Consider the following 25883-nt stretch of genomic DNA (forward strand, 5'->3'; position numbering starts at 1 on the left):
TCATATAACTCCCTCTATAGTTAGCATTCTCTCTATTTTGAAGGGTTCACCTGGAAATATCAAGAGCATAAAAAACTCCGCTAGAGTAATCTCTAGCGGAGTTTTTATGATATCTAATTTTAGAATGCTGAAGTCCATCCCGCATCGGCAGCGAGGACTGCTCCGTTTACAAAACTGGAATCATCTGAAGCCAGGAATAACGCAACTTGTGCGATTTCTTCAGGTGAACCTACACGAGGAATTACAGCCTGTGTTAGTTGAGTGCGGCTCATGCCGAACTCATTAATATTTTTCATAGAAGCACTAATGTTAGTGGCAGTAGCTCCTGGTGCGATGGCATTACAACGAATGCCTTTGTTGGCATACATAAAAGCTGTATTTTTCGTCAAGCCTACTACTGCATGTTTGGAGGCAGTATAAGTTGCTCCAGCATGAGCACCACTTACGCCACCGGTAGAAGCGGTATTCACAATAACGCCCTTTCCTTTTTCGAGGAAAATAGGTAGCGCTTTACGTGTGGACCGCATTACACTTTTGGTATTGATGTCAAAGATAAGATCCCATCTCTCATCATTAATATCACCAACTGGCTCAAAGCCGTCCATAATACCCGCATTATTCACTAGTATATCTAGCGTTCCATATTCCTTTACTGCGGTATCAATCATGTTATTGATATCTTCGACTAGAGCAACATTTACTTTCAACGCCTTAGCTACTCCACCATTACTAACGATTCCTGCTGCGACTTGTTCCGCACCTTCGAGGTTAAGATCGGCTACTATTACTTTAGCACCTTCTTTAGCGTACAACTCTGCGATAGATTTCCCCATACCCGAGGCTGCTCCGGTAACAACTGCAACTCTGTCTTGAAGTTTCATGTTGGAAGTCTCCTTTACGTTTATCTATAATGTAAGTATCAATACAAGCAAAAACGCCTTCGGCGTCCTTAATGGGACGGTAAGCGTATATGCGAGAAATATAAGGATAAAGTATAGCGTGAAACTTATACTTCCTTATATTTTATAAAATCTCTAAATCACTTAAAATTTATTCTACTCAAGTTTAATCTTCTGCAATTTAACTATCAATATACAAATGAGACATCAAATGTTCATAAATATATATAACTTGGAATTGTGTTGAAATAGGAATAGAAAATAGACAGTTAGGTGGTCTTCTGTTGCTTAAAAATCGAAGAACGAGTAAATCGAAGAAAGAACTAAAAAATGCATTGATATTACTCATGGAAAAAAAGAATTTCCGCACCATTACGATAACCGATATTGTTACCCTAGCCGATTTAAACCGTGGAACCTTCTATAAGCATTATCAAACCAAAGAAGAACTTCTGAATGAGCTGATTGATGATGTGCTGGAGGATTTAGTTAAGGCTTATAAAGATCCCTATCTCCATACAGATAAATTCATGTTGAGTGAGCTTACTACCTCTAGCATCAAAATTTTTGAGCATGTCGTTTCCTACTCTAATTTTTATACCATCATTGTAAATTCCAATGTTCTGCCCGGGTTTCAAAATAAGATTTGTGACATCTTAAAGGAGCTAACCAAGCAGGACTTAGTCGCGGTTAATAATACTAATAACAATATAAATATCGAATTATTTTCTAGCTATACGGCCTATGCTCTATTTGGATTAATCATGGAATGGGTAAAGGGAGGGTTCAAATATACTGCGAACCATATGGCAGAGCAGCTGATTCAAATTCTGTCTTTTAATTCACACAATGTAGTTATCAACACTTCTAATAAACCGATTGAGTTGGGTTCCACCCCAGTGAATAGAAACTAGATTACTTCTAACAACCTCCAGAACGGTCAGTCTCATTTATGCTGAAGATAGATACAGCGTTGAACCTCATAAAGGAAAAATTTACGCCAAAAGCACGGTCGGCGAATCCACCACCTTTTACGTTCATCTTTCGTAACTAAAAGTAAAAAAAGACTCAATCCCTGTTATCACTAGGATTTGAGTCTTTTTAATATGCTGATTTCATTTATTATACTTGGCCCCAATAGACCTCGGTCTCATATTCAAAAAACACTTTATCATCCTGTTTATTTCGTTCAAATAGGTTCCTCAGCTCCGTCATCATATTCTCGTAACGTGGATCTCCGGGGGCCGGAATGTAGGAAGATGATCTCGCCCGTCCGCTTAATCCCTCGAAATCAAACACCTGCTGATTGCTAAAGTGCGCTACTTGCATCTGCCCTGCCTTAAAAAAGGAGCTAAGGATTTCAGGGGTAATATTCTTATGATTAACTTGAATGTAGTCGGTGCCGAAGGTTTGCACGAGCTGCTCATATTCCTCCAGAAATGGGGTACCGTAAGTACGCCGAGAATTCCATATCAGAACTGCCTTTCCACCCGGTTTAAGAATCCGCTTGAATTCCAATTGCGCTGCATCCCTATCAAACCAGTGAAACGCCTGGGCACACACGATAAAGTCTACAGACTGGTCTGGCAATTCTGTCTTCTCGGCAGACCCAGGCAATGCGCGGAAATGGTTATCCTTTGCGAACTTCTCCTCCGCAGCTGTACGCATTTCCGGATTTGGTTCAACGGCAGTCACGCGACACCCGCGCTCCAGAAGCAGTGCTGAGAATATTCCTGTTCCTGCGCCAATATCCGCAATATCACAATTCGATTTTAGCCCAATCGTATTGTATAAATAATCAATGGCTTCTTTAGGATAACTCGGGCGGTATTTCACATACGAATCTACCCGATTTGAGAACCGTTCTTTGTTATTCATCCCAATACTCTCCCTTAGCTTTTAGGTTCGTACTCACTTAATTTGCCTTGATAGATTAGCTTCAGCCGATCGCTTTGCCGAAAATCATCCGGCGTTACGAGCGCAGGCAGCTTGTTCCATAGCTTAATGCCGGACCTCTCCAGAATTTCCGCTACAAATTGTGAGCAGAAATAAGAGTTGCTGAATTCAACAGGTTCCTTCAAAGCGATACCAATCACGCCGAGAATATTATAGAGATACTTTTGCCGGCTTCGGATAAAGACTTTGAGTACCCGCTCCATCTTCTCCACTTCACGGGCTGTAACTTGAAGTTCATATAGAACACACGTCGTATTTGGATATTTGCTGAACGTGCCTGTCTTAATATCCTCCTTCACGAATCCTCCGTTTAGAGGGTTGCTCGGGTGCTTTCTGCCAAAGCTATATAACTCGGAAAGCTCCCGATTAAAGGAGATCGAGGCATGATTATAAGGAGCTCTCGTGTAGCCTTGAATAAGCTTCGTAAAGAGCGTTCCGGTATTCGTAAGCAAGATAAAGATCGATGGATCATCTGCCATTTACAATTTTCCCCTTATCAAGATTGAACGTTTCCTTCATAATAACATATGAACCCATTAATGGAATCTACTCTACGACAAGTTGGTGATTAGCTATCGACCGCTCTCTATTAACGGTAATCCTGATTTTTGCGGCCTTATCGGCCATTCACTTGATGTATGTAGTTATAGGCAAATTACAGCCCAGTAAAGACTATACAGGGATCGGCTTCCGCATCAAAACCTGGTGGGGAATGCTTTTTATCTTTTGTTTGGCTACTCTCTTTAATCCAGTCGTCTCACTATTGGCACTCATGGTGCTGACCTTCTTCGCACTCAAAGAATATTTTTCCATGATAAAGTCACGAAAATCCGACCGCAGACTATTTCTGTGGGCGTACTTATCCATTCCTCTACAGTTCTACTGGATTTATATCGAATGGTACGGGATGTTCATTGTGTTTATTCCAGTCTATGTATTCTTACTCCTACCGCTACCTAGGCTCATTAATAAAGGGACAGTTGGCTTCCTGCGTAGTGTTAGTTCAACCCAGTGGGGATTAATGCTGATGGTCTTCGGACTTAGTCACTTAGCTTATTTTCAATTTGCTACACCGGAGTATGGAGCGGGGCTTGTATTATTCCTAGTAGTGCTGACACAGCTGAATGATGTGGTCCACTATCTCGCATCCCTTTATATGGGAAAGCGCAAAGTGGTCCCAACCGCCAACCCGTATTTGACCTGGGAAGGTTTTGCCTGTGCGTTTGTCGTAACAACCGGGGTCTCCTATTTGATCTATCCCTACCTGACGCCGCTCAACCCGATCTTCGGTTTCCTGTCAGGCATGCTAATCAGTTTGAGCGGCTTCTTGGGTAGCTTAACGGTTTCCGTGCTGAAGCGAGATTTGCTCATCGGTGATGGCGATAAATTTGTAGCTTTAAAAGAAAGCTATTTAAGCCGTGTGGATAGCTTGACCTACACCTCGCCGGTCTTTTTCCATGTCATCCGTTATTTCTTCGATTTCATGTAAATTAGTTTTCTACAACGATTTTGATCGCTTGGCCGATAGGTTCTCCACTGCCTTGCTCCTTAGAATTAATCGTTGCGATAAGATCAATCACTCAGACGTTCCATAAATGATCTTGGAGCGTCTTTGTCATGTCCTCTTGCTGGCTGGCAAACTGCTTAAATCTATGTCCGTTCGCTCCAGAAGGATGAGGAAATCCCCATAAACAGCGGTGATCATCGAGCTTACCCTCAGATACCAAAAGCTGGAGCATTCCCTCCACCGTTTTTCCTAGAGGAATAATTAAAGCTTGGCTCAGGATGCCCAGCTCCTGCTCTAACGACAATAGCGCACATTCTCTAAGGAACGGATCTGAACGTAGCTTAGGATGTGCCCCATTATAATTTTTCTTCTCTACGAACACAGGAAACCTCAATAAAGAGGTGGTATGCAAGTTCGTTTGCTGCTTCTGAAACAATTGGTCACAAGAGGTAAGGTTCAAGTACTGATGAAGCCCAAGTGTATCTAGCATGTGAATTAACGTACTCCTCATGGAGCCTGCGAATCTCGCCGCTTCTTTTGCTTTTCTGCATACCTCTTCATCTGAAAGCCCGGCTTTCAACCCAATGACTGCTTCTTGTATGGCTATTCTCATTTGTGTAAAACCGGGTGTTAGTCCGATAATGATCACCTTTGCAGATGGATTAATGTATTCATTGTGCGGTGCATAGTACATTTCAAGCTTCCCGCTTCGCTTCATTAGAAGCTTATCCACCTGCAGATCATCTTTCGATAGCACGGTCCCCTTCGGAAGAGAGAGCATCGCTGATTTATACTGTTGTAAATGGTTAGAGATGAGCATGTCATCCACCTCTCATGTCCCTATAATGATCCACTCACGAGACGCCCTTCGAACCATACCGCTTGACGGTCCGCTCTTCTTGCTACTGCTTCGGCCGAGCAGCTGGCATGCAGCAGCACAAAGCTTGCCGTGTCTCCTACTTTTGGCCATACCTGTTCACCTTTTAGATTAAGAGGCGTTATCCCTCCTGTTATGAATCTAAGGGATTGCGATAATGACCCTTCATCACTACACCCATATAACTCTGCGTACCGTCCCGCCTTCTCCAATTGATCTCCATTTCCAAAAGGAGACCAGTGATCCGTAAGGCTGTCTGTTGCCAGTTTCACTTGTACACCTTGGCTGTGCAGCATCGGTAGTGGCATCATCATTCTTCCAATAGGTACTGTGGATGCAATACCCATACTAAGTGATGCCATCCGTGCAGCCATTTCCTCTGCTTCCTGCTGCGATGCACCTGCGAACCAGAATGCGTGACTAACGGTCACCTTGCCCTGTAAGCCAGCTTCTTCTGTGAGATCAGCCAAACGCGATAGCGTCTGCTTTCCTGCTTCTTTTCCATCATGTAAGTGAAGATCAATGCCAGCATTATTCATTACCGCTAGCTCGACCATGGTCTGGAGTGACTTCTCGATATCTCCATCCACTGAGTATGGATCGACACCACCTACATAGGTTGCCCCCTCTGCCAGGGATTGCTTTACTAATTCAACAGAATTAGAGCGAAGCAGACCATGCTGCGGAAAGGCTACAATTTCAGATGAAATTTTGCCGGAGAAGGTATCCAATGCTTGCAGGGTTGCCTCTAAACGCTTCAGACCGCTGACAGGCTCAATATTACAATGACTACGCACATATGTGGCACCGAAACGCTGTATAAGCGTCAAGATGCTCTCCGCTTGTTGTCTCGCCATAGGCAGCAGCTTAGGCAATAATACCTTCTCTTCCTCAATGCGTTCGAAGACACCGGCTGCAGGCTTTACCGCTTTCCATGGTCCAGCGAAATATGTTTTATCTAAATGGATATGTGCCTCCTCAAAGGAAGGAAGCATCAATAACCCTTTGCAGTCATATTTAGGTAGATGACTCTGAAGCTCTACGTCCGCTCCAACCACTTCCGAAATGTTATCCCCGTCAATTCGGATATGACAAACCCTCGTATCTGTACCAACCACTTGTCCATCCTCAATAACATAACCCTGCTCTAATCTTATATTGGTTAACCAGTAAGAAGCATTCAACATGCTACCCCATCCTTTTCTCAACGATTTAATATAGGTGCGAACCACTTTATCCTAAATGGTACCATAGCCCTTCCTATATAAAAAATGTTTGAAAGGTTTTTAGCATAAGACTATATCGTAAATATCCCAACTTCTAACTTTAAAAATACAGATAACTCGCTGAGTTCTCTAAGTTTGGTCGTCATCTCATCGATAGTCGCAAGTTGCTCCTCCGTGGAAGCCGCTACTTCCTGTGAGGACGATGCCGACTGATCAATGAGTTGCGAAGATTGCACTAGAGCCTTCAATGATTGATGTGACATTGTAGACAGCTCACCAAATATGCCTTGAATTCGCAGCGTGCTTTGGGTTGTTAGATCAACCTTCTGAACGATTTCCTCCAGAGATTGTTGCCCTTGTAATACTAAATCATTCTGTTGATTGACCACTTGTTGACTCGATTCCATCGTTTTGACCGCTGCATTCGTATCCGCTTGAATTGCGCCAACAAGCTCGGCAATCTGCTCGGCTGCTCTTTCGGAACCTTCAGCAAGCTTACGGATCTCTCCTGCAACTACTGCAAAACCTTTCCCTTGCTCTCCAGCGCGGGCCGCTTCAATGGCTGCATTTAGCGCGAGTAGATTCGTCTGACTAGCCAATTCGGAAATCACGTTAATGATCTCACCGATTTGGCTGGATCGGCTGTTCAGCTGTGCAATGGTTTCTGTTGAACGCTCAATGGAACTAACCATAGTTTCCAAGTGATCTACAGATGCCCGGTTTGCACTCTGGCCAGTTTGCACCGCTTTTATTAAATGATTGGAATCGTGAACTGTCTTTACCGTTTCCTGAATAATTTCCTCAGAGATTTCCCCTGTCCGTTCCATCATCGTGAGTACTTGCCGCACATGTTCTGCTTGCTCCGTCGACCTCACAGCCATATCCGTAATAATCGTGGTAATTTGCTTGGATGTCTCATTTGTCTGCTCTGCTGAAACTTGAAGTATTTCTGCATTTTCATTCAGATGATTGGCCTGTGAAGTGACATTCCCGACGATGGCCCGAATGTTATCCAGAAACTGATTCATGGAATACGCCAACATCCCAATCTCATCATTACGCTTCATGTCCAGCTTCTTAGTCAGATCGCCTCCGTGTTCAACAAGCTCCATTACATGCTCATTGATTCTTCGCAGCGGTCGTACAATAAGTCGGGTTAAGATAATGAAGAGTAAGACAATAAAAATAATCAAAGCGATAACAAAACCGCCAATAATTAAATATTGGTTGTTCATCATTGGCTCCAAGATCTGTTCTACAGGCATCACCAGCACTAGCTTGTAATCTGTATCGCCGATCCTTGTAAAAGCATAAACATTCTTCGAGTCCTCCGTACCACTAGTTCCCGTAGATTGTGCTATGACCTGACCAACCTTCTGCAACTGTATGTCCGGTTCATCAAATATAGCTTTACCTATATCGTGCTTAGGGTTCTGGCTTGCTACATATCGACCAGCTTTATCTATGACAAAATAATAACCTGCATCCTCCTCACTCATTTCAGCCAAGCTCTTCTGAAAATCATTCGACAATCGACTATTCAGTTTAGTAGAAGTAAGCTCCACCTTATAGTTAAGCTTTTGTTCAACTTCATGACTGAGAATTTCATTAAACTTAGAAAATGTGTACATACATAGACCTGCAAAAATCAACACCATGTATACTACAGAAACGGTCATAACGATGGTTCGAACGGTTTTCTTCTTCAATGTCTGAATTCCCTTCCAATCTAGTGACATCATGTCATCCATAGCTAAAGATTAATCTGACCGTGATGTTTGACGCAGGACCTAGCTTCTCCAATGCGACTAGCTTCCTTGTTCAGTAGCTCATCCACTCGCTGGCTCTTCAGCCCCCTTCTAGAAATCTCCTTTAAGACCTCTTCCAGTCCGGTAATCATGTTCAGCGGTGCTTCTCGATCTGCCCCCGGTGTATCACCATTGTCGTGCAGAACGATGATAGAACCGGGTTTTATCTTTTTCAATAAGTCATGCTTTATTTGGGCTGCGCTAACAGACGCCTTCCAGTCTCCCACCATTACAGACCACAACACTACCCGATAAGAACGTCTAAGAAAGACAAGATCGCCTAAATTAAGGAGCCCCCATGGTGGTCGATACAAGATAGGCCGCTCTCCTGTAATCCGCTCGACAATATCAGCTGTTCGATCTACTTGCTTCCGTCTATTCGTCCATGGAGAGTAAATCCAGTTAGGCGTATGTGTATAATTATGAATGCCGATCTGATGTCCTTCACGGTGCATTCGCTGGATTAAATCCGGGAATTGCTCAGCCCTTTTGCCTAATACGAAAAAAGTTGCTTTAACGTCATGTTCATGCAGCAAGTCCAATAATTCAGGGGTATAGCATGGATCTGGTCCGTCATCGAAAGTAAAGGCAACTTCCTTCGCGGCATTTCCTCTGGATACAACACCCCATCCCAATATTCGAGTAATCACAAACGGAACAATCATATAAAGAATAATCGCATCTATAGCTAAAATAAGGAGCGTCCACATTAGGAAACCGCCTCTTTCCTTCGAGGAGCAAACCGCGCTTTCAAAGACTGCTTACTAAGCACGAGCATCTTAGGAGACAACTTCTCCGTGCTGTCCTCAACGCGATGTTTCCCCTCCGGATGCAGCATCCGAAGTAAGAACCGAAGATAGATTCCGAACCATCGCCGCTGCCATTTGGACTTGATAGGATGCTGCTCAAACCCTATTCCATGAATGATCCCCCGGTGAAGTAGCGTAATCCCCGTTAGCGCCTGCACTTTGCTTAGTTCTGGATTGCTATCTAGTTCACGACTAATCTCCTTCATGGCCTCGCGAAGCATACGTGCAGTTCGAATTCCAGCCCGATCAGCGCCTAGGGTACGCGTAAGCTGCACTACCTGACGATTATCCAGATGAAGTTCACCCACCCAATCTCCGGGATGAATCTGATGTCCATCTTGGCAGACTACACTTTCACCGTGATACTTTAACACGACCAATTTACATATCCCGTATCTCCACACAGACTGGCTGCGGAATTTGGTGACAATAGCAAATAGATTCTCCCACATCATCCAAAGAGATTGCGAGAATAATTTTATAAATGAAACTGAGGCTACCATTAATCTTCCTTCTTTCGTGTAAAAGTTTATCTTCTAGCAAAATCTTTCACTAAACGCCGCGTATACCTGCCGATCATCTTTACTAAACTGTTGCCAAGATAAGCACCTATCCAAAGAGATACCGCGCCTAACAGCATGAACAGAAGTGAGGTGTTGAGTGTTTTATTTTCAATCCCGAATAACGATATAGAAGAGATATCGATGAAATACAAGATAGGTGACAACAAGAGAATAACAGGGGACAAATAAAAAAGAGTTGCACATATGAGACTGAGCATTCCAATTCCAAATTGCAGCATCAACCCTATAATTGCTCTCCAGTTATGCTCATCGGACAACTCCGCCTTAACCTTTTCCCATATGTTTCCTTGTTCTTGAGATCGAGTTGGAAGCGTCCGAACGGAGATATCCGTATAGACTTTCGTTCGAATTCGCTCATGTTGTAAAAAGGTTTCGGTAGAACGCAAAACATAATAAAGGATCGGAATCCCTACTATGGTGAAGGACATTGCGACCCCAAAAGTGATGCCTACCAAATAAAAGCAAAAGTAAAATAGCCCTGTGGCAAAAGTAATTAATAAGAAACAGAAATTCCTCACATGCTTCCGGATCATTTGACTCATATTCTCCTCTTCCTCTCTGCACTAAAAATTTGTTCATCTTTGTAAATCCTATGTTAGAGCTCCTGATGTAAAATCGACCAGTGCCATAATGTCATATGACAGTTATTTCATACAAAAAAGCACCTTTCGCCTACTCCCACAAGGGAAAATAGACAACAAGGTGCTCGCTCTACAATTTCAGATCATTCGGTTTTAGTTATTCCAATGTGCCAAAGGCTTTCTCAACAGCCTCTTCGCGATTCCGTACACCCAGCTTAGCATAGATGGTAGAAGCGTAATTTCTCACCGTTCCATCAGACAAATACAATTTAGCTGCAATGGATTTATAACGCATGCCCTTTGACAGGCATTCTAGAATTTCCAGCTCGCGCGGGGTCAGCCCATACTCATTACTCTGCTCAGTCTGCGCTTCAGAAGTTGGATGCATCTCATAATGATCAATTAATACATTCGTAATAGCTGGTGTTATCATCTTCACACCCCGATGTACGAGACGTATCCCTTCGAATAGCTCCTGCGGTTCAGTAGACTTTAACAAGTAGCCATCTGCCCCGTTTTGCAGTGCTTCGACTGCCAAATCCGTTTCTTGAAAAGTAGTCAGGATCAGCACTCGTACCCCTGGCCACTTTTGCTTAATAAGCTTCGTTGCTTCCGCACCGTCCATGTCAGGCATATTTAAGTCCATCAGCACCACATGAGGCTGTTCCTGCTCACAGAAGCCTACTGCTTGTTCACCATTCTCAGCTAACCCAATGATCTCAAAATCGGGCTGCTGCTCTAAAATAATTCGCAGACTATCCCGAATATAAGGTTGATCATCGACCAGCAATAAGCGAATCATTTCCTCCTGTATCTCTTCAAGCCTTGGTAAACTACAGGTCACTAAGGTTCCTTCCCCTGGCTTAGAGTAGAGATACACTTGGCCTTGCAGGTTGGAAGCACGTTCCTTCATCGCGTTCACACCAAATCCTGCTTTTAAATCTTCAGTGCCTAATCCATTATCCTGCACTTCCAGTCGAATTAACTTCTCCTCGTAATGCAGGGTGATGACAATTTCACTGGCTTGACCATGACGAACAGCGTTGGTTATCGACTCTTGCAAACATCTATATAAGGTCATTTTAGCCTGCTTGGATATTGTATAAGCCTCTCCGAACGTTCTTAGACGAACCTTAACCTTCGAAAAGGTCTGGAAATCATCCACTAATTTCTGCAGGGACTGCATAAGCGTCAATGAATCCTGCGAAGAGCCCACATGGTGCAAATATTTACGCACATCATCCAAGCCATTGCGAGTTAGCTTTAATAAGGAATCTATCTTTTGCTCTCCTTCAGAGGTATTCACCTCCGTACGTAAAGTCTCCAGCCCCATAAGAATTGAAGTATAAGAATGCCCTACAGTGTCATGCAAATCTTTGGATAATCGATCTCTTTCCTCCAGAAGGGTCATACGCTCGACTTGTGAGATATACTGCTCCAGGACAGCATTCTGGTTCTTAATAATCCCGTTTTGCTTATGATTCACCACCAGCAAGTGAAAAGCGAAGCCAATCGTATACACCAAGCCAAAGTTCACAATCATCGATATAGCATCCATTTGTTGTGACAATTTAGATAACATTATTGGAATCAAGATCACCGTGATCGGAGCTGACCAACGATAGGACTTCTGTGCACTATTGCTGGCAATCATAAAAGCAATTGGCAGAAAAGTTACATACGAATCAGGAAACAGAGCAGCCAAATATAAGCATAGACCACCTGAAAGAAGGATCTCCGCCATCAGATAATACTTATAATGCAGCTGCAAACAAAACCAAGGCACTGAAAAAGAGATCACACCCCAAACAAACACGATCCAGAAAGGAATCGTAAAGTCCTCCGAGAGGTAACACATCGTAACTATAAAAGAAGTAGAAAAACAAATCCGAAACAGGAGGACGAGCCAATCGTACCAGAACCACTGTTTGACCAGATTAAACAAGACATTGCCCCCTATAAATTCTGCTGACTAGACCCTTATTATAGTGTAACCCCCTGAGGCCTTACTAGTTACAAAAGGTCATGAGATGGGATGACATTTATGCTAGGGGTGTAATTACAGAATAGAAAAAAAGATACCATCCCTTTAGGGGCAGCATCCCTTGATCAATCCTAATCGATTTCTGGAATTAAAACTTAATTCGTGAAAATCCATTGTCTGTCATTACATACCCCACGCCATTGCCTACATAGTTGAAATTAAAATCATCCTTCAGCTTAAAAGTATAATCTACTGCGAGCGTTTTAGGATTTAAAACATATGTGGCGGAACCCGGGAAGCCAAGCTCAATATTACCATCCTGTAATCGGTCCAACGATACAAAAAATTCCGTCTCATCTTTAAGCGCTACCGACTTAACCAATCCTTTGACATTATATAGAGACAGCTTGCCATTGGCATAAACCCCATAAACTTCACCAAGTGAGGATACGACAGCATCACCTGCGATATCTCTTCCCCACAGTAGATTACCTTTAGAGTTGAACCCGAATAACCGATTCCCTGTCTTTGGTATATTAGTACGGATTAGTACTGTTCCATCGGAAAGCACCTGATTGTAAGACACTTCAGTGTACGAATCGGCTGGCATTTGATATGTAAACACTGAATTTAAGGAAGAATCGAGTGCCTGGATACGTGAGCCTTTCCCACCACCGTAATTCGTTTGAATTAAGACACGATTTCCTTGCGCCAATACCGTTCCTTTATAAGAAATATTTTTTACTTTGGTACCACTTTTATTAATTAAAGTTAGTGACCCGTTATAATTCCCATTGTTATCAAAATTACCTTGGGATGCAAAGACTAAACTCCCGTTATCAAGTCTATATAAGTATCCCTCTGTCTGAGACAAATTCACTTTCCATTTCCGTTTTCCGTCTGGTCCCACCGCATAGATCTGAGTTGCGTCAGATGAAAGATTATCTGTAAAGGTTATGTATACCGTTCCATCTGGCGCCACTAAATAATCTTTCGATTCACGAAACATCGCTGTGCCCGGGTCTGCAAAATTAACTGACCACTTTAGCTTCCCTGTCTGTGTATCATAAGATTTCAGCGTATCAACCAACCATACCTTAGTTTGGGTAGCATGCTCTTCCTTAGTGTGGAGATACACTGTATTTAATGATGGAACCTCCACGGGACCCCCTTCTATACTTTCTAATGCTCCCACAACATTCAGCTGACTCCATTGGGGGCTAGGTAATTTCGTTACTGTTCCAGCGGCCTCTACAACATTAAAAGATAGCGTACTGGCGGTAATCAGCAAGAGCGCAAGAAGACCTGTAAATATTCCTTTTTTCAAAAAATATCAACCTTTCTTTCCATAAATAGTATGTATCATGTTACTTTACTACCTTTTTTTAGGGACAACAAGATTATATTAATCATCTTTTTTTATAAAGGCATAAATTGTATGATAGTACATATTGTTTAGCCAGAAATTATGGATGAAGGGGTCGATAACCAATGGGCGAGAATATCCAGATACAAAATGTAATGGATCAATTAAACAAATGGCTCATTAAATTACCTCAAGAAATCAGACTTATGTCAGAAACAGAAGTGACAGAGCGCCCCCAGCCGCATAAATGGTCACGAAAAGAAATATTAGGACATCTATGTGACTCCGCGATCAATAATCTTGAACGATTCATCAAAATTCAATATGAGGAGCATCCATACGTCCTGAATGGTTGATTCAAGACTATCTAGAACATATGGAGCACCATATTCAAAAGCAAATTTTATAACGCATTACTCATCACCGGAGGACACAACTATGTTAGCCGCACTACTTCACGGGATCGCCTTAGCCTTTGGATTAATTCTTCCACTTGGCGCACAAAATGTTTTTGTATTTAACCAAGGTGCCTCACAGCCACAGTTTAAAAAAGCCATCCCAGTTATTATTACGGCCGCTTTATGTGACACCCTTCTTATTTTATTAGCCGTGTTAGGTGTTTCCGTTCTTGTGTTTGCCATCCCTGTTCTGCAGACCGCTTTATTTGCTGTGGGACTTGTATTCCTTTTGTATATGGGATGGTCCATCTGGAGAAGCACACCTACCTCTTCATCCCAAGACGCAGCACCTCTATCTTCAAAAAAACAGATCTTATTTGCGATGTCCGTTTCTTTATTAAATCCACACGCGATCATGGATACAATTGGGGTTATCGGCACCAGCTCCCTTAGTTACACTGGCATAGACAAAGTTACATTCGCCGTTTCGACTATCCTTGTTTCTTGGATTTGGTTCTTTGGGCTTGCTGTAGCAGGAAAGACCGTAGGACAAATAGATTCAAGCGGCAAAATCATGCTGATCATTAATAAGATCTCTGCGATTATCATTTGGGTCGTTGCAGCGTATATTGCTTACAAGCTTTTTCAAATGTAATTAAGAAAGGTCATCCCTTATAGGGATGGCCTTTTGTTAATATCTATACATACTCTTGTCCCTACATTCAGTTCACTATATGAGAGTCATAAGCCGTACACCAAATCGTCGTATAATTAAGTCCAATTTACACCATAATGTACTAGAATTTTGACTTCTTGTTCGGAATGCTGTACATTACAAAGTGGACGAACAATAATCAAACCAAAATACTATAATGTTCGCATTTAGAGGTGTATATAATGAAAAAAGTATTCGATTATGAAGATATTCAGTTAATTCCTGCAAAATGTATCGTAAATAGCCGTTCTGAGTGTGATACAACAGTCACCTTAGGTGGTCATACTTTTAAATTACCTGTGGTACCTGCAAATATGCAAACCATCATAGATGAGAAGATCGCCAGCTTCTTAGCCCAAAATGGCTACTTCTACATTATGCATCGTTTTGAGCCGGAGAAGCGTACGTCTTTCATCAAGGACATGCACACCCGCGGATTAATCGCATCCATTAGTGTCGGAGTCAAAGAAGAAGAATACGATTTCGTTGAACAATTAGCTAACGAACAGTTGATTCCGGAATTCATTACGATCGATATTGCACATGGTCATTCCGAGGCTGTCATTCGAATGATCAAACATATTAAACAATATCTACCTGCTAGTTTCGTTATTGCTGGAAACGTGGGAACTCCTGAAGGCGTTAGAGAATTAGAGAACGCTGGGGCCGACGCTACTAAAGTGGGAATTGGACCAGGGAAAGTATGTATCACGAAGATTAAGACAGGATTCGGAACAGGTGGCTGGCAATTAGCCGCACTACGCTTGTGTGCCAAGGCTGCAAGTAAGCCTATTATCGCTGACGGAGGCATTCGGACACATGGAGATATCGCCAAGTCCATTAGATTTGGTGCTTCCATGGTCATGATCGGTTCCCTATTTGCTGGGCATGAAGAATCTCCTGGTGATACCATCGAGATCGATGGAAAGCTGTATAAAGAGTACTTCGGCTCCGCTTCTGAATACCAAAAAGGTGAAAAGAAGAATGTTGAGGGCAAAAAAATTGTTGTCGAGCACAAAGGCGCTTTAGCAGAAACGTTGAGAGAGATGGAGCAAGATCTTCAGTCCTCGATTTCTTATGCTGGAGGCAATAAATTAGAAGCTATTCGTAAAGTCGACTATGTTATCGTTAAGAATTCCATTTTTAATGGTGACAAGGTCTATTAACAAACATAAAAGAGGTGAGTAAGACGACTTAGGTCGTTCTTGCTCACCTTTTTTTAGGTTGTTATGATTTCTGCTATACCACTTTGGGGTAATCATCTAATAGGCTATTAGATTGAACAAGAGAGGATAATCCCTATGCGGCAAGCTATGATTATTATTAACCCCTCATCTGGTAAAGAAGAAGCTGGCGAATATGTCAGATATGCAGAAAGAGTTCTAGCTGATCAAGGCTACTTGGTTACGATTAAGGAGACGGCAAAAGAACTAGATGCAACTCGTTATTGTATCACTGCCTGTGAGGAGTGTTACGATCTAGTCGTCTCCATTGGCGGAGATGGCACGCTTCACGAGACCATTAATGGTCTTATGAATCAGAAACAACACCCAAAGTTAGGTGTAGTCCCTTTAGGAACGGTTAATGATTTTGCCCGCGCGTTACAGATTCCATTGAATCCCGAAATAGCCATTCAAACCCTTGCTTCCTCTAACGTAAAGACAGTAGATATTGGTTGCTTGAATGACCGCTTATTCGGAAATGTTGTTGCTGTAGGTTCAATCGCCGGATCTTTATCCTCCGTTTCAATCGAAGAGAAAACCAAGCTCGGCTCTTTGGCATATTTGAAAGAAGGCCTAAAACAACTTACAAGCACTTCCCCCCACCCTCTTGTCATTCATTATGACGAGAAGACATGGCAAGGCGATTCCCCGCTTTTTCTCGCCGTGTTAACCAACTCCGTTGGCGGATTCGAGAATCTGATACCTGATGCTGCGGTTGACGATGGTCTGCTTCACTGTTTTATTATTCAAGACCTCAGTATACTCAATACCATTACAGCCAGTATTTCTTTACTACTTGGCAGCCTTAAGGATCATAAAGACGTTGTCTATTTCACTGCCCAAAATGTGACTGTGAGCTCTCCAGAAGCCGTAAAAACCAATGTGGATGGTGAAGAAGGTCCGATTTTACCAATTACGCTAAGTGTTCTCCCTCGTCATATCCAAGTCATTGTGCCGGAAGTAGACTAACAAATAAAAAGCAGTCCGGAACTCAAAAAGTTCCAGACTGCCATTCATTTATGGATACCCCGTTCCATATCTCCTTCTAATCAAATAACTAAGAAGTAAATTCTATTCCGATACAATAAACTTTTTACTTAATAACCACATTCCGCCGCTAATCCCTAAGAAATAGATGGGCATCGTCAGTAATGAACCATTATGCAGGGCGCTCATTCCCCATGTCGCCAAACTAACTAATAAGTAATATCCCAAACTGAAGATCGCACCTGCTGTTCCCACAACATCCTGAAAATTGACAAGCGCAAGACTTAGACAATTAGGTAAAGCGATACCGGCCCCCATTAACATGACAAAAAGGGTTATTAGAATGCATACCATCAACATCATATTCGGCAACGAGACAAGGCTGCTTACGATTGTTAATAGCAAAGCCCCACTGGTCATCACTAAACAGCCGATGTGAATTATTTTTTCTGCGGCATAGAGACTCAATAATCTCTTGGACATCATTGCTCCCACTATCGATGCCAAAGCCACAACAATGCCTAGAAAACCATATACTCCCGGTGAAATGTTAAAGTGTTCAATAAATATAAAGGGTGCTTCCGCATAGTAGCTAAATAAAACTCCATTGATGCCCCCGATCAGTAACCCAAACACTAGTACACGTGGCAATGAGAGCATTCTTTTAACGATAGGTAGAATAGCCACCTTTTTTCTCACGGAAACATCAGTCGTTTCTGGCAGCTTCCAAAAAGCATACACAAATAACAACACACTCATCATCACTAATGTAAAGAAAACCGCTCGAAAACCAAAAGCTTGATCCACCCATCCGCCAATAAGCGGCCCTACTGCTGGAGTAAAAGCGATCACCGCCGAGATTTGGGCAAACATGGCATGCCGCTTATTCCCGGATACACTCTCCCGAAGAATGGTTTGCGTAATGATAGAGCCAGTTGCTGCTCCAAATGCTTGAATGAAACGGCTGACCAGAAGTAGAGTAATGGATTCCGAGTAAAAACACATCAAGCTTCCAATACCATATACAATGAGGCCACCTAGCATGGCAGGTCTCCGTCCGATGAAATCAGAGAGCCAACCCCAACACAAAACACCTAAAGCAAATCCGATAAAATATATACTTAATGTTAACTGTACAGAACTATTAGAGACCCCAAGTGCTACCGCAATATCCGGCAACGATGGAGTGTAGATCGTCTCACTAATTTGCGGAAAAGCCACAAGAACAATCATTAGCAGTAAAGATGGTGCTGCATATTTTTTCATATTAAATTCGCCCTCCTACAAGCTTATATCCTCGAACAGCAACAAGAATATGAGCCTAGCTAGGGAAATGGGGGCATCATTATGGCAAGACGACTATAGATCATCATGTTCAATATTACCTTTCATTGTTAAGTTTTCTTTGTTATATAGGAGGGTTTCAATGATTCAACTAAAATATCATTATATACGGTAATAGAAAAGCTCTCAAACGAAACGCTTCGCCTGAGAGCATAGTTATGTTATGAGTTTTGTTCCGATAATCCATTTACAGTTATACCAGCGGCGCTGGAATTCTTTTTATCCTGAGAAGCATGTAGCTTTACCATCACAAATCGTGCAAAAGGTTGGATCACTATACTTTCAGCGATCAGTACGATTAGGAAATTTCTTGGCCAATTCGCTAAGAAGTGATTGAACGTTTCAGAACTTAATCCGTTTCCGATAATGTCTCCAATAAAGGTCATCACAAATGACATTCCTAGTACGGTGAAAAGAATGCGAAACAGAATTTTGGCGTTGAAGCTATCGCTAGGTTGTGTGAATTTAGCTGTCAGCTTTTCTGCGATACGCCCAATAACAACAGGCTCTAAAATCATAACAATGACCCAAATGATCGGAAACACCTTAAGGATCGATAAGGCAACTTCCCCATTGAATTCTCCATCCGCTAAAATGATATTTAATGAAGACATAAACAGAACGGTTAGTGTACAAATAATTGCACCGTATAATGCGCCCTCTTTACCGTTTCTCGGTAATCTTGTTTCTAGATTCATGATGTTCTTCCTTTCAAAATTGTCGGTAATAGTTTCGCAATAGTCTTTAAAGGTGCGGTAGATCGCTGCGTTTGACACAGCATGATCGCACCCTCAATCGAGGTTGTCATTAATAAAGCAATATCAGAAGCTAGTTCATTCGAGAAGCCTTCAGTTGCAAGCTTCGTGTAGTAAATAGCCTGAATGTTCTCATAAAGTGAGTTACATGCTTGGCGGACAGGCTCACTGACCGTAGCCATTTCACTGACAATACTGCTAAATGTATAGCCTGTAAGCTTGCCCTCGGTTTCCAAGTTGTGAATTAACTTATTAAGCATGAATTGCGTGGCCTCTTGCGTAGAAGAATGCTTTTTGAAAATGTCCTCCATATCTATTGTGATTGCTTCCTTTAGGCTCTTTAGACAAGCAATTAATAGCTCTTCTTTTCCATTTGGAAAATGATGATAGAGTGCTCCTTTGGTAACATCACAAGCTTTTAAAATTTCACTAACGCCTACACTCTTGTAACCTTTTTGTTGAAAAAGGAGTGTCGCCTTCTCAATCATTAGTGATTTTGTATCCATAATTACGTATCCCCCCTAACATACCAACCGGTCTGTTTGTAATTATAACAACATAATATCCGTTAATGTAAGTGTTTTTTGCTTTTTTCAAAAAAAGCATTGAAGTTTTCATAAAATACAGTAAAAAAGACCCTAGTCATGTTGTGCCGGAGGAGGCAAAGTTGCCGTCACACATGGATTAATGTTATCATTCTGATGAAGTTATCTTACTTTAAATATGAAGGAGGAATACCTGATGAAAAAGAGATCCCTAAAATATTTATCTTTTGGTATTGGGTATTCTACTGCTGTTTTTTTCTAGAATTAATGATTGATAGGATAAGTCTGTCAAAAATTAAAACTAAAAAACAGTGGAGATATATAACCTAGCTATCGTTATGTATCTTCTATTTAAAGGAGACTTCATAAAAATGAATTTAAATAATCATGTGATCACAAGATATAATCCAGAAAATATTGCGAAACCCGTTGGTAACTACAGTCATGTAACAAAAATAAGCAGAAACGCTGAAATGTATGTATTTTCTGGTCAAATTGGAATCGATCAAAACAGTAATATCCCTACAGATTTTAATCAACAAGTAACAAATACGATGAGTAATATTGTAGAAGTCCTCTCTTCTCAAAAGTTGACTCCCGATAACGTAATCAAAATCAACATTTGGGCCACAGAAGAAATTGATTGGGATCATTTCTATGGAATTTGGAATAAAGTATTCGGGATGACGCCTCCTTCAATGACCATTGCTTATGTTAAAGGATTAGGTTTACCTGAATTGAAAATCGAATTAGATGTTTGGGCTGCAGGATAAACTATATTAAGCAGGACTAATTTAAAATACTGTACGCAAAACGAGCCTTAGAAGCGATTCTAAAGGCTCGTTTTTCTAATTTGACAGCAAAAAGAGCTCAGTCTCCTGAGCCCTTCAAATACATTTCTATCTTTTTATATCTGAAGAATTGTCCCAACCATCAACGTTCTCGAGCCCCGGAATGCTGTCTTTATAGAAAACAGGATCCTTCCCTTCACGTTTCTGCTTTTTATAATCCTTCAAGGCGGCAAAGGCCACTTTAGATAATAGCAGGATGGCAATCAAATTCACGATAACCATGAAGCCCATAAATAAGTCGGCCAAATCCCATACCAATTGAACCTTTGCTACGGAACCAAAAATAATCATCGCCAAAACACTGTATCTATAGAATAGTAATACCTTTTTGTTGGAATTCAAAAATTCTATATTGGTTTCACCGTAATAATAATTTCCAATTAACGTGCTGAAAGCAAACAAAAAAATCATAATCGCTAGTGATCCGGATGCCCACGAACCAATATGCTCGCTTAATGCGGCTTGTGTCAGCTTGATTCCGTCCAGCCCTGGCTGCTTATAGGCATCAGACAACAAGATAATGAACGCCGTACTCGAACAAATAAGTAACGTATCTGTGAGTACGCCTAGCGCTTGCATTAGCCCTTGTTTCACCGGATGACTCGTAGTTGCCGTTGCCGCAGCATTAGGCGCACTACCCATACCCGCTTCGTTAGAGAACAAACCACGCTTCACACCCTGTAGAATTACTGCACCAAGAGAGCCACCAGCGACTTGTTCAAATCCGAAGGCACTTTTCACAATGAGTGCGAAAACTCCTGGGAGTTCTGTAATATTAATCAGCATAATAATAAGAGCAGCCCCAATGTAGATTCCTGCCATTACCACTACAATATATTCGGACATTCTTGCGATACGCTTAACACCGCCAAAGATAACCAGTGCAAAGGCAGCAGCCATTACAAGCCCAAGAATGGCCCGATTGGTGCCAAATGAATTCTCAAAGGCCACTGTGACCGTATTCGATTGGACCGCGTTAAATACAAGCCCGAAGGATAATGTAATCAGAACCGCGAATATCGCACCCATCCAGCGCTTGTTCAGGCCTTTCTCCATATAATAGGCAGGCCCACCGCGAAATCCGGTCTTATCCTTCACTTTATATACCTGTGCCAAAGTGCTTTCTATAAAACCGGACGCTGATCCAATAATGGCAATCACCCACATCCAGAAAATAGCCCCTGGGCCACCTATGGCAATAGCAATTGCGATTCCCGTTATATTACCTGTCCCTACCCTCGCCGCCATACTAATGCAGAAGGCCTGGAAGGATGAAATACTATCTTTTGACCTTTCATTGGATCCTTTAAGAACCCGAAACATTTCTTTGAACATACCAAACTGTACAAATTTCGATCTTACGGTGAAATAAAGTCCACAAGCAATAAGAAGGATCACCAATATTTTCGACCACAAAAAATCATTTGTTACGCTAATCATACTATCTAAAAATTGTTGCATGTAATTCCGCCTCTCCATTCTGTCGATACCAAGTTGCTAAGCTTATAACACATAGTATTTTCAAATATAACAGTCATTATTTCAAATGCCAATAAAAATTGTAACTTTCATAACATCTCTTGTCAGTGGGTTTCGCATACTTTTCAGAATTCTGGTAGAAAATACTATTCATATCTGAAAAGAGGTGGAGCTTTGCCATATGGATAAGGAAAAAGAAGATATGATTTTAACGGATCGACAAGGTCATCCAATTACAGATAATCAAAATATACGAACGGTAGGAAATCGGGGGCCCTCGACGCTCGAAAACTACCACTTTATCGAGAAAATATCTCATTTTGATCGAGAGCGTATTCCGGAACGTGTGGTGCATGCTAGGGGTGCAGGAGCCCACGGGTATTTTGAAGCTTATGGAAAAGTAGGCGATGAACCCGTCTCGAAGTATACGCGTGCTAAGCTTTTTCAAGAAGCAGGCAAAAAAACACCTGTATTCGTAAGGTTTTCAACAGTGGTTCATGGCGTGTACTCTCCGGAGACCTTTCGTGATCCACGTGGCTTCGCCACAAAGTTCTATACAGAGGATGGCAACTGGGACTTGGTCGGCAACAATCTGAAGATTTTCTTTATCCGTGATCCGCTGAAATTTCCTGACATGGTTCATGCTTTCAAGCCAGATCCCGTGACCAATCTGCAAAACCCGGAGCGGATGTTTGATTTTGTATCGAACTCTCCTGAAGCTACTCATATGATTACATTCCTGTTCTCTCCTTGGGGGATTCCAGCCAACTATCGGCAGATGCAGGGGTCTGGTGTTAATACCTATAAATGGGTGAATGAAAACGGCGAAGCCGTCTTAATCAAATACCATTGGGAGCCGCTGAAACATGGCATCAAGAATCTAACTCAGCAAGCCGCTGAGGATATACAAGCCAAAAACGTCAGCCATGCTACGCAGGATCTATATGAGGCTATTGCGCGTAAGGATTACCCTGAATGGGAGCTTTGTGTGCAAATCCTAAGTGACGATGAGCATCCTGAGCTCGATTTTGATCCACTCGATCCTACTAAGCTTTGGGATCATGAACGTTTTCCATTTTTACCTGTAGGGAAGATGGTTCTAGATCGAAACCCAGACAATTATTTTGTCGAGGTCGAACAGGTCGCTTTCGGGACTGGAGTTCTAGTAGACGGTCTGGATTTCTCGGATGACAAGCTGCTGCAAGGCCGGACGTTCTCCTATTCGGATACTCAGCGGCACCGGGTGGGCGCCAACTACATTCAATTACCGATCAATGCTCCAAAGACAAGGGTAGCGACGAATCAGCGGGATGGGCAAATGACTTATCATGTGGATAAGGCTCCTGAGCAAAACCCACATGTGAATTACGAACCTTCCTCGCTTGGCGGGTTAAAGGAGGCCGCTCCCTCTGGCAAAGAACATCAACCGATGTATAATGATCGACTAGTTCGCGACAAAATTAGTCGGACAAATGACTTCGGGCAAGCTGGTGATACCTATCGCAAGTTCGAGGATTGGGAACGGGATGAATTGATTCATAACCTGGTCGATGCCCTAAAAATATGTGCGCCTGTGATTCAAACCAATATGATTGAACATTTTACAAAAGCTGATCCAGACTACGGTCGCCGAGTGGCTGAAGGTCTTGCTCAAGCCAAAGCCGACCACAAGCATCTAGGTACTTCAGAGAATCGAGAGGGCGCGGAAATTGCGGAGCAATCCGGTAAACAAACCGATGGCTATTAGAAGTTAAATGAAGGGTTAAGGGACCTGTTATAAGGGTTCTTTAACCTTTTTTTGATTTTGAGAGCTTTCGCTTTGCCATATTCACGTAACATATGAACACTATGATTATTGTGTAGCTAAGATCATAGGAGGAACAAACCGTGCAAAATACAACCATATTAATTACCGGTGGAACCGGATCTTGGGGACGACAACTCGTGAAACGGTTATTGGAAAGAGACCCTAAAGAAATTAGAATATTTTCCCGCAATGAGTCACTGCAAGTAGAACTACAACAGGAATATCATCATAATCCAAAGCTAACGTTCATCATCGGTGATATACGTGATAAGCAAGAACTGATGCAAGCTTGCCATCAGGTAGATTATATCTATCATTTAGCGGCCTTGAAGCATGTCCCGATCTGTGAACAACAACCGGACAGTGCGATGAAGACTAACGTACTCGGAACTCAGCATGTGATTCAAGCCGCTATTAAACATGGCGTAAAAAAAGTAGTCTATGTCTCAACCGATAAAGCAGCTCAACCATCGAGCACCTACGGAATGACAAAATCACTCGGTGAAAAGCTAATGGTCCATGCCAATCTCAGACAAACCAAAACTCAGTTTGTATGTGTGAGAAGTGGCAATGTACTTGGCTCAACGGGTAGCGTGGTGCCTATTTTCAAACAAAATATTGTGGATGGAGTAGACATTTCCCTTACAGATGCTAGAATGACTCGTTTTTTCTTAACCATAGATGATGCAATTACCCTACTCCTTAAAGCAACAGAAGAAAGCAGAGGCGGAGAAGTCTTTGTGACCAAAATGCCTGCTTGCAGCATTAAGGATCTTGCCCAAGTCTTAATTGACGACTTATCAACTAGCACGATCCAAATCAAAGAAACGGGGATACGTCCTGGTGAAAGCTTAAGTGAGGCCCTAATTTCGGAATTCGAGAGTGCTTCTTCTATTCATCTGGATGATCACTATTATGTGATTCTCCCTCCTTTTCCTATAGAAGGTTTACAAGAAGCCTATGCCTCTTCCCCGCCTGTGGACTTCCAGAGCTATGATTCCAATCATGTGTTGATGAGCAAACCTGCGATAAAAGAAATGTTACAACAAGGTGGGTTTCTAGCATGAGTACCTCGATCGTATTTACAGGTGGAGGCTCCGCAGGCCATGTATCAGGGAACCTGGTGTTGATTCCTAACTGTCTAGCAGAGGATTGGGACGTTCATTATATAGGCTCCGAACACGGGATTGAGCGCAAGCTTTTGTCTGACTACAAGGAGGAGGTAACCTATCATCCCATTTCCACAGGGAAATTGAGACGCTACTTCGATTGGAAGAATGTGACCGATATATTCAAAATCATGAAGGGCATCTCTCAATCTTACCGACTCCTACGAACCATCAAGCCAAGTGTGATTTTTTCAAAAGGCGGATTTGTTTCTGTACCGGTTGTGATTGGGGCTAAACTGAACAAGGTACCTATCATTATTTATGAACCAGACCTAAATCTTGGACTAGCAAATAAAATCTCGCTTCCGTTTGCCACACATCTATGTACAAATTTTCTGGATACTGTAACCAAATCTGCTTCCCTCAAAGCCGTTCATGTCGGTCCGATCTTGAAGGAGCAATTCAAATTAGCTGATAAACAACGCGGTTTTGCCTTTTGCGGATTTACCTCTGTTAAGCCTGTTCTTCTCATTATGGGAGGAAGCCAAGGGGCACATAGCATTAACCAAATGGTGAAAAATGTACTCTCCGAGTTGATAGATAAATTTCAAGTGGTTCATATTTGCGGGGAGGGAAAGGTTAATTATCACCTCTCTATGTCAGGCTACAAATCGTATGAATTCGTTACAAGCTGCGAATTGCCGCATTTATTAGCTATGGCTGATGTTGTCGTATCTCGTGCAGGCTCAAACTCTATGATGGAGCTCCTTACTATGCAAAGGCCAATGTTATTAATTCCTCACACGAATGGTGGGAGCCGCTCTGGTCAACTTGCCCAAGCGCAGTATTTTCAACAAACTGGACTCGCTGAAATGTTACTTGAAGAAGAGATGACTAATCAAACCTTTGTTCATTCGATTATGACGCTATACGAGAACCGCTCTACTTACAAAGATAAGATGAAGCCTTATGAGAACGGCAGAGGAGCCTTTAAGGTAATGAACTTAATCAAACAAGTAAGCGGCGAGGATTTAACAATGATCAAGGCAGGTACGGTTTAGATGGGAATGAAG

25 protein-coding genes are annotated in these 25883 nt (G+C 42.2%); 10 read left to right on the forward strand and 15 right to left on the reverse strand.

The features are described 5' to 3' along the window. Positions 1-119: 119 nt before the first annotated feature. A complete protein-coding gene (locus MKY99_RS29645; RefSeq protein ID WP_339267890.1) occupies positions 120-881 on the reverse strand; it encodes an SDR family oxidoreductase in 762 nt (253 codons plus the stop codon). A gap of 365 nt (positions 882-1246) precedes the next feature. On the opposite strand from MKY99_RS29645, the gene MKY99_RS29650 reads away from it, so the two are divergent. Beyond that, positions 1247-1813, forward strand: a complete 567-nt coding sequence (locus tag MKY99_RS29650; RefSeq protein WP_339267892.1) for a TetR/AcrR family transcriptional regulator — start codon at positions 1247-1249, stop codon at positions 1811-1813. 208 nt (positions 1814-2021) lie between these two features. On the opposite strand, the gene MKY99_RS29655 is transcribed toward MKY99_RS29650, so the two are convergent. Then, entirely contained in the window at positions 2022-2777 is a 756-nt protein-coding gene (locus MKY99_RS29655; protein ID WP_339267894.1) for a class I SAM-dependent methyltransferase, read from the reverse strand. Positions 2778-2791: 14 nt separating this feature from the next. Continuing rightward, the gene (locus tag MKY99_RS29660; RefSeq protein ID WP_339244026.1) at positions 2792-3334 is read right to left on the reverse strand and encodes a hypothetical protein; all 543 of its coding nucleotides are present in this window, start codon (positions 3332-3334) and stop codon (positions 2792-2794) included. A 95-nt stretch (positions 3335-3429) separates the two neighbouring features. Here MKY99_RS29660 and MKY99_RS29665 point away from each other — a divergent pair, with 95 nt between their 5' ends. Continuing rightward, entirely contained in the window at positions 3430-4344 is a 915-nt protein-coding gene (locus MKY99_RS29665) for a phosphatidate cytidylyltransferase (RefSeq protein WP_042192888.1), read from the forward strand. A 91-nt stretch (positions 4345-4435) separates the two neighbouring features. Here MKY99_RS29665 and MKY99_RS29670 read toward each other — a convergent pair whose 3' ends face one another. From MKY99_RS29670 to MKY99_RS29705, 8 genes are all read right to left on the reverse strand, one after another. After that, positions 4436-5182: a uracil-DNA glycosylase family protein gene (locus MKY99_RS29670; RefSeq protein ID WP_339267896.1), complete on the reverse strand. Its 747-nt coding sequence runs from the start codon at positions 5180-5182 to the stop codon at positions 4436-4438. A 20-nt stretch (positions 5183-5202) separates the two neighbouring features. Then, a complete protein-coding gene (locus MKY99_RS29675; RefSeq protein WP_339267898.1) occupies positions 5203-6426 on the reverse strand; it encodes an amidohydrolase in 1224 nt (407 codons plus the stop codon). Between the two features lie 110 nt (positions 6427-6536). Beyond that, positions 6537-8174, reverse strand: coding sequence for a methyl-accepting chemotaxis protein (locus MKY99_RS29680; RefSeq protein ID WP_339267900.1), 1638 nt, complete (start codon positions 8172-8174; stop codon positions 6537-6539). Between the two features lie 44 nt (positions 8175-8218). Next, on the reverse strand, positions 8219-8983 hold the full coding sequence (locus MKY99_RS29685) for a polysaccharide deacetylase family protein (protein WP_339267902.1): 765 nt from the start codon (positions 8981-8983) through the stop codon (positions 8219-8221). Beyond that, positions 8983-9585 carry a polysaccharide deacetylase gene (locus tag MKY99_RS29690; RefSeq protein ID WP_339267903.1) on the reverse strand — a complete coding sequence of 201 codons (603 nt, stop codon included), beginning with the start codon at positions 9583-9585 and terminating at the stop codon, positions 8983-8985. Before MKY99_RS29690 ends, MKY99_RS29685 begins: the two co-directional genes overlap by 1 nt. Positions 9586-9611: 26 nt before the next feature. After that, on the reverse strand, positions 9612-10208 hold the full coding sequence (locus MKY99_RS29695; RefSeq protein ID WP_339267906.1) for a sensor domain-containing protein: 597 nt from the start codon (positions 10206-10208) through the stop codon (positions 9612-9614). A gap of 196 nt (positions 10209-10404) precedes the next feature. Continuing rightward, positions 10405-12192 (reverse strand): hybrid sensor histidine kinase/response regulator transcription factor, encoded by a 1788-nt coding sequence (locus MKY99_RS29700; RefSeq protein WP_339267907.1) that lies wholly within the window; start codon positions 12190-12192, stop codon positions 10405-10407. A 187-nt stretch (positions 12193-12379) separates the two neighbouring features. Next, positions 12380-13558 carry a PQQ-binding-like beta-propeller repeat protein gene (locus MKY99_RS29705; RefSeq protein WP_339267910.1) on the reverse strand — a complete coding sequence of 393 codons (1179 nt, stop codon included), beginning with the start codon at positions 13556-13558 and terminating at the stop codon, positions 12380-12382. 164 nt (positions 13559-13722) lie between these two features. Between MKY99_RS29705 and MKY99_RS29710 the strand changes: the two genes are divergently transcribed. From MKY99_RS29710 to MKY99_RS29725, 4 genes are all read left to right on the forward strand, one after another. Beyond that, positions 13723-13953: a hypothetical protein gene (locus MKY99_RS29710; protein ID WP_339267912.1), complete on the forward strand. Its 231-nt coding sequence runs from the start codon at positions 13723-13725 to the stop codon at positions 13951-13953. 82 nt (positions 13954-14035) lie between these two features. Beyond that, positions 14036-14650: a LysE/ArgO family amino acid transporter gene (locus MKY99_RS29715; protein ID WP_339267914.1), complete on the forward strand. Its 615-nt coding sequence runs from the start codon at positions 14036-14038 to the stop codon at positions 14648-14650. A 242-nt stretch (positions 14651-14892) separates the two neighbouring features. After that, positions 14893-15876, forward strand: coding sequence for a GMP reductase (gene guaC / locus MKY99_RS29720; RefSeq protein WP_042192907.1), 984 nt, complete (start codon positions 14893-14895; stop codon positions 15874-15876). 135 nt (positions 15877-16011) lie between these two features. Then, the gene (locus MKY99_RS29725) at positions 16012-16902 is read left to right on the forward strand and encodes a diacylglycerol kinase family protein (RefSeq protein WP_339267916.1); all 891 of its coding nucleotides are present in this window, start codon (positions 16012-16014) and stop codon (positions 16900-16902) included. A 102-nt stretch (positions 16903-17004) separates the two neighbouring features. Here the strand turns inward: MKY99_RS29725 and MKY99_RS29730 are convergent, their stop codons facing one another. The 3 genes from MKY99_RS29730 to MKY99_RS29740 form a co-directional block, all read right to left on the reverse strand. Beyond that, a complete protein-coding gene (locus MKY99_RS29730) occupies positions 17005-18186 on the reverse strand; it encodes a multidrug effflux MFS transporter (RefSeq protein WP_339267917.1) in 1182 nt (393 codons plus the stop codon). Between the two features lie 239 nt (positions 18187-18425). Next, positions 18426-18962 carry a DUF2798 domain-containing protein gene (locus tag MKY99_RS29735; RefSeq protein ID WP_339267919.1) on the reverse strand — a complete coding sequence of 179 codons (537 nt, stop codon included), beginning with the start codon at positions 18960-18962 and terminating at the stop codon, positions 18426-18428. Then, on the reverse strand, positions 18959-19525 hold the full coding sequence (locus tag MKY99_RS29740; RefSeq protein WP_042192916.1) for a TetR/AcrR family transcriptional regulator: 567 nt from the start codon (positions 19523-19525) through the stop codon (positions 18959-18961). The genes MKY99_RS29735 and MKY99_RS29740 overlap by 4 nt, the downstream gene beginning before the upstream one ends. Before the next feature lie 410 nt (positions 19526-19935). Here MKY99_RS29740 and MKY99_RS29745 point away from each other — a divergent pair, with 410 nt between their 5' ends. After that, positions 19936-20337, forward strand: coding sequence for a Rid family hydrolase (locus MKY99_RS29745; protein WP_076298049.1), 402 nt, complete (start codon positions 19936-19938; stop codon positions 20335-20337). Between the two features lie 126 nt (positions 20338-20463). Here the strand turns inward: MKY99_RS29745 and MKY99_RS29750 are convergent, their stop codons facing one another. Next, positions 20464-21876: an alanine/glycine:cation symporter family protein gene (locus MKY99_RS29750; RefSeq protein ID WP_339267922.1), complete on the reverse strand. Its 1413-nt coding sequence runs from the start codon at positions 21874-21876 to the stop codon at positions 20464-20466. Between the two features lie 199 nt (positions 21877-22075). Here MKY99_RS29750 and MKY99_RS29755 point away from each other — a divergent pair, with 199 nt between their 5' ends. The 3 genes from MKY99_RS29755 to MKY99_RS29765 all read left to right on the forward strand — a co-directional run bounded on the left by MKY99_RS29755 (position 22076) and on the right by MKY99_RS29765 (position 25871). Further along, the gene (locus tag MKY99_RS29755; RefSeq protein ID WP_339267924.1) at positions 22076-23641 is read left to right on the forward strand and encodes a catalase; all 1566 of its coding nucleotides are present in this window, start codon (positions 22076-22078) and stop codon (positions 23639-23641) included. Between the two features lie 140 nt (positions 23642-23781). After that, a complete protein-coding gene (locus tag MKY99_RS29760; RefSeq protein WP_339267926.1) occupies positions 23782-24768 on the forward strand; it encodes an SDR family NAD(P)-dependent oxidoreductase in 987 nt (328 codons plus the stop codon). Further along, positions 24765-25871 (forward strand): undecaprenyldiphospho-muramoylpentapeptide beta-N-acetylglucosaminyltransferase, encoded by a 1107-nt coding sequence (locus tag MKY99_RS29765; RefSeq protein WP_339267928.1) that lies wholly within the window; start codon positions 24765-24767, stop codon positions 25869-25871. The genes MKY99_RS29760 and MKY99_RS29765 overlap by 4 nt, the downstream gene beginning before the upstream one ends. The last annotated feature ends 12 nt before the right edge of the window (positions 25872-25883 follow it).

Origin of the sequence: Paenibacillus sp. FSL R5-0470 (assembly GCF_037975205.1) — a bacterium.
In the GTDB taxonomy this organism is placed as follows: domain Bacteria; phylum Bacillota; class Bacilli; order Paenibacillales; family Paenibacillaceae; genus Paenibacillus_AQ.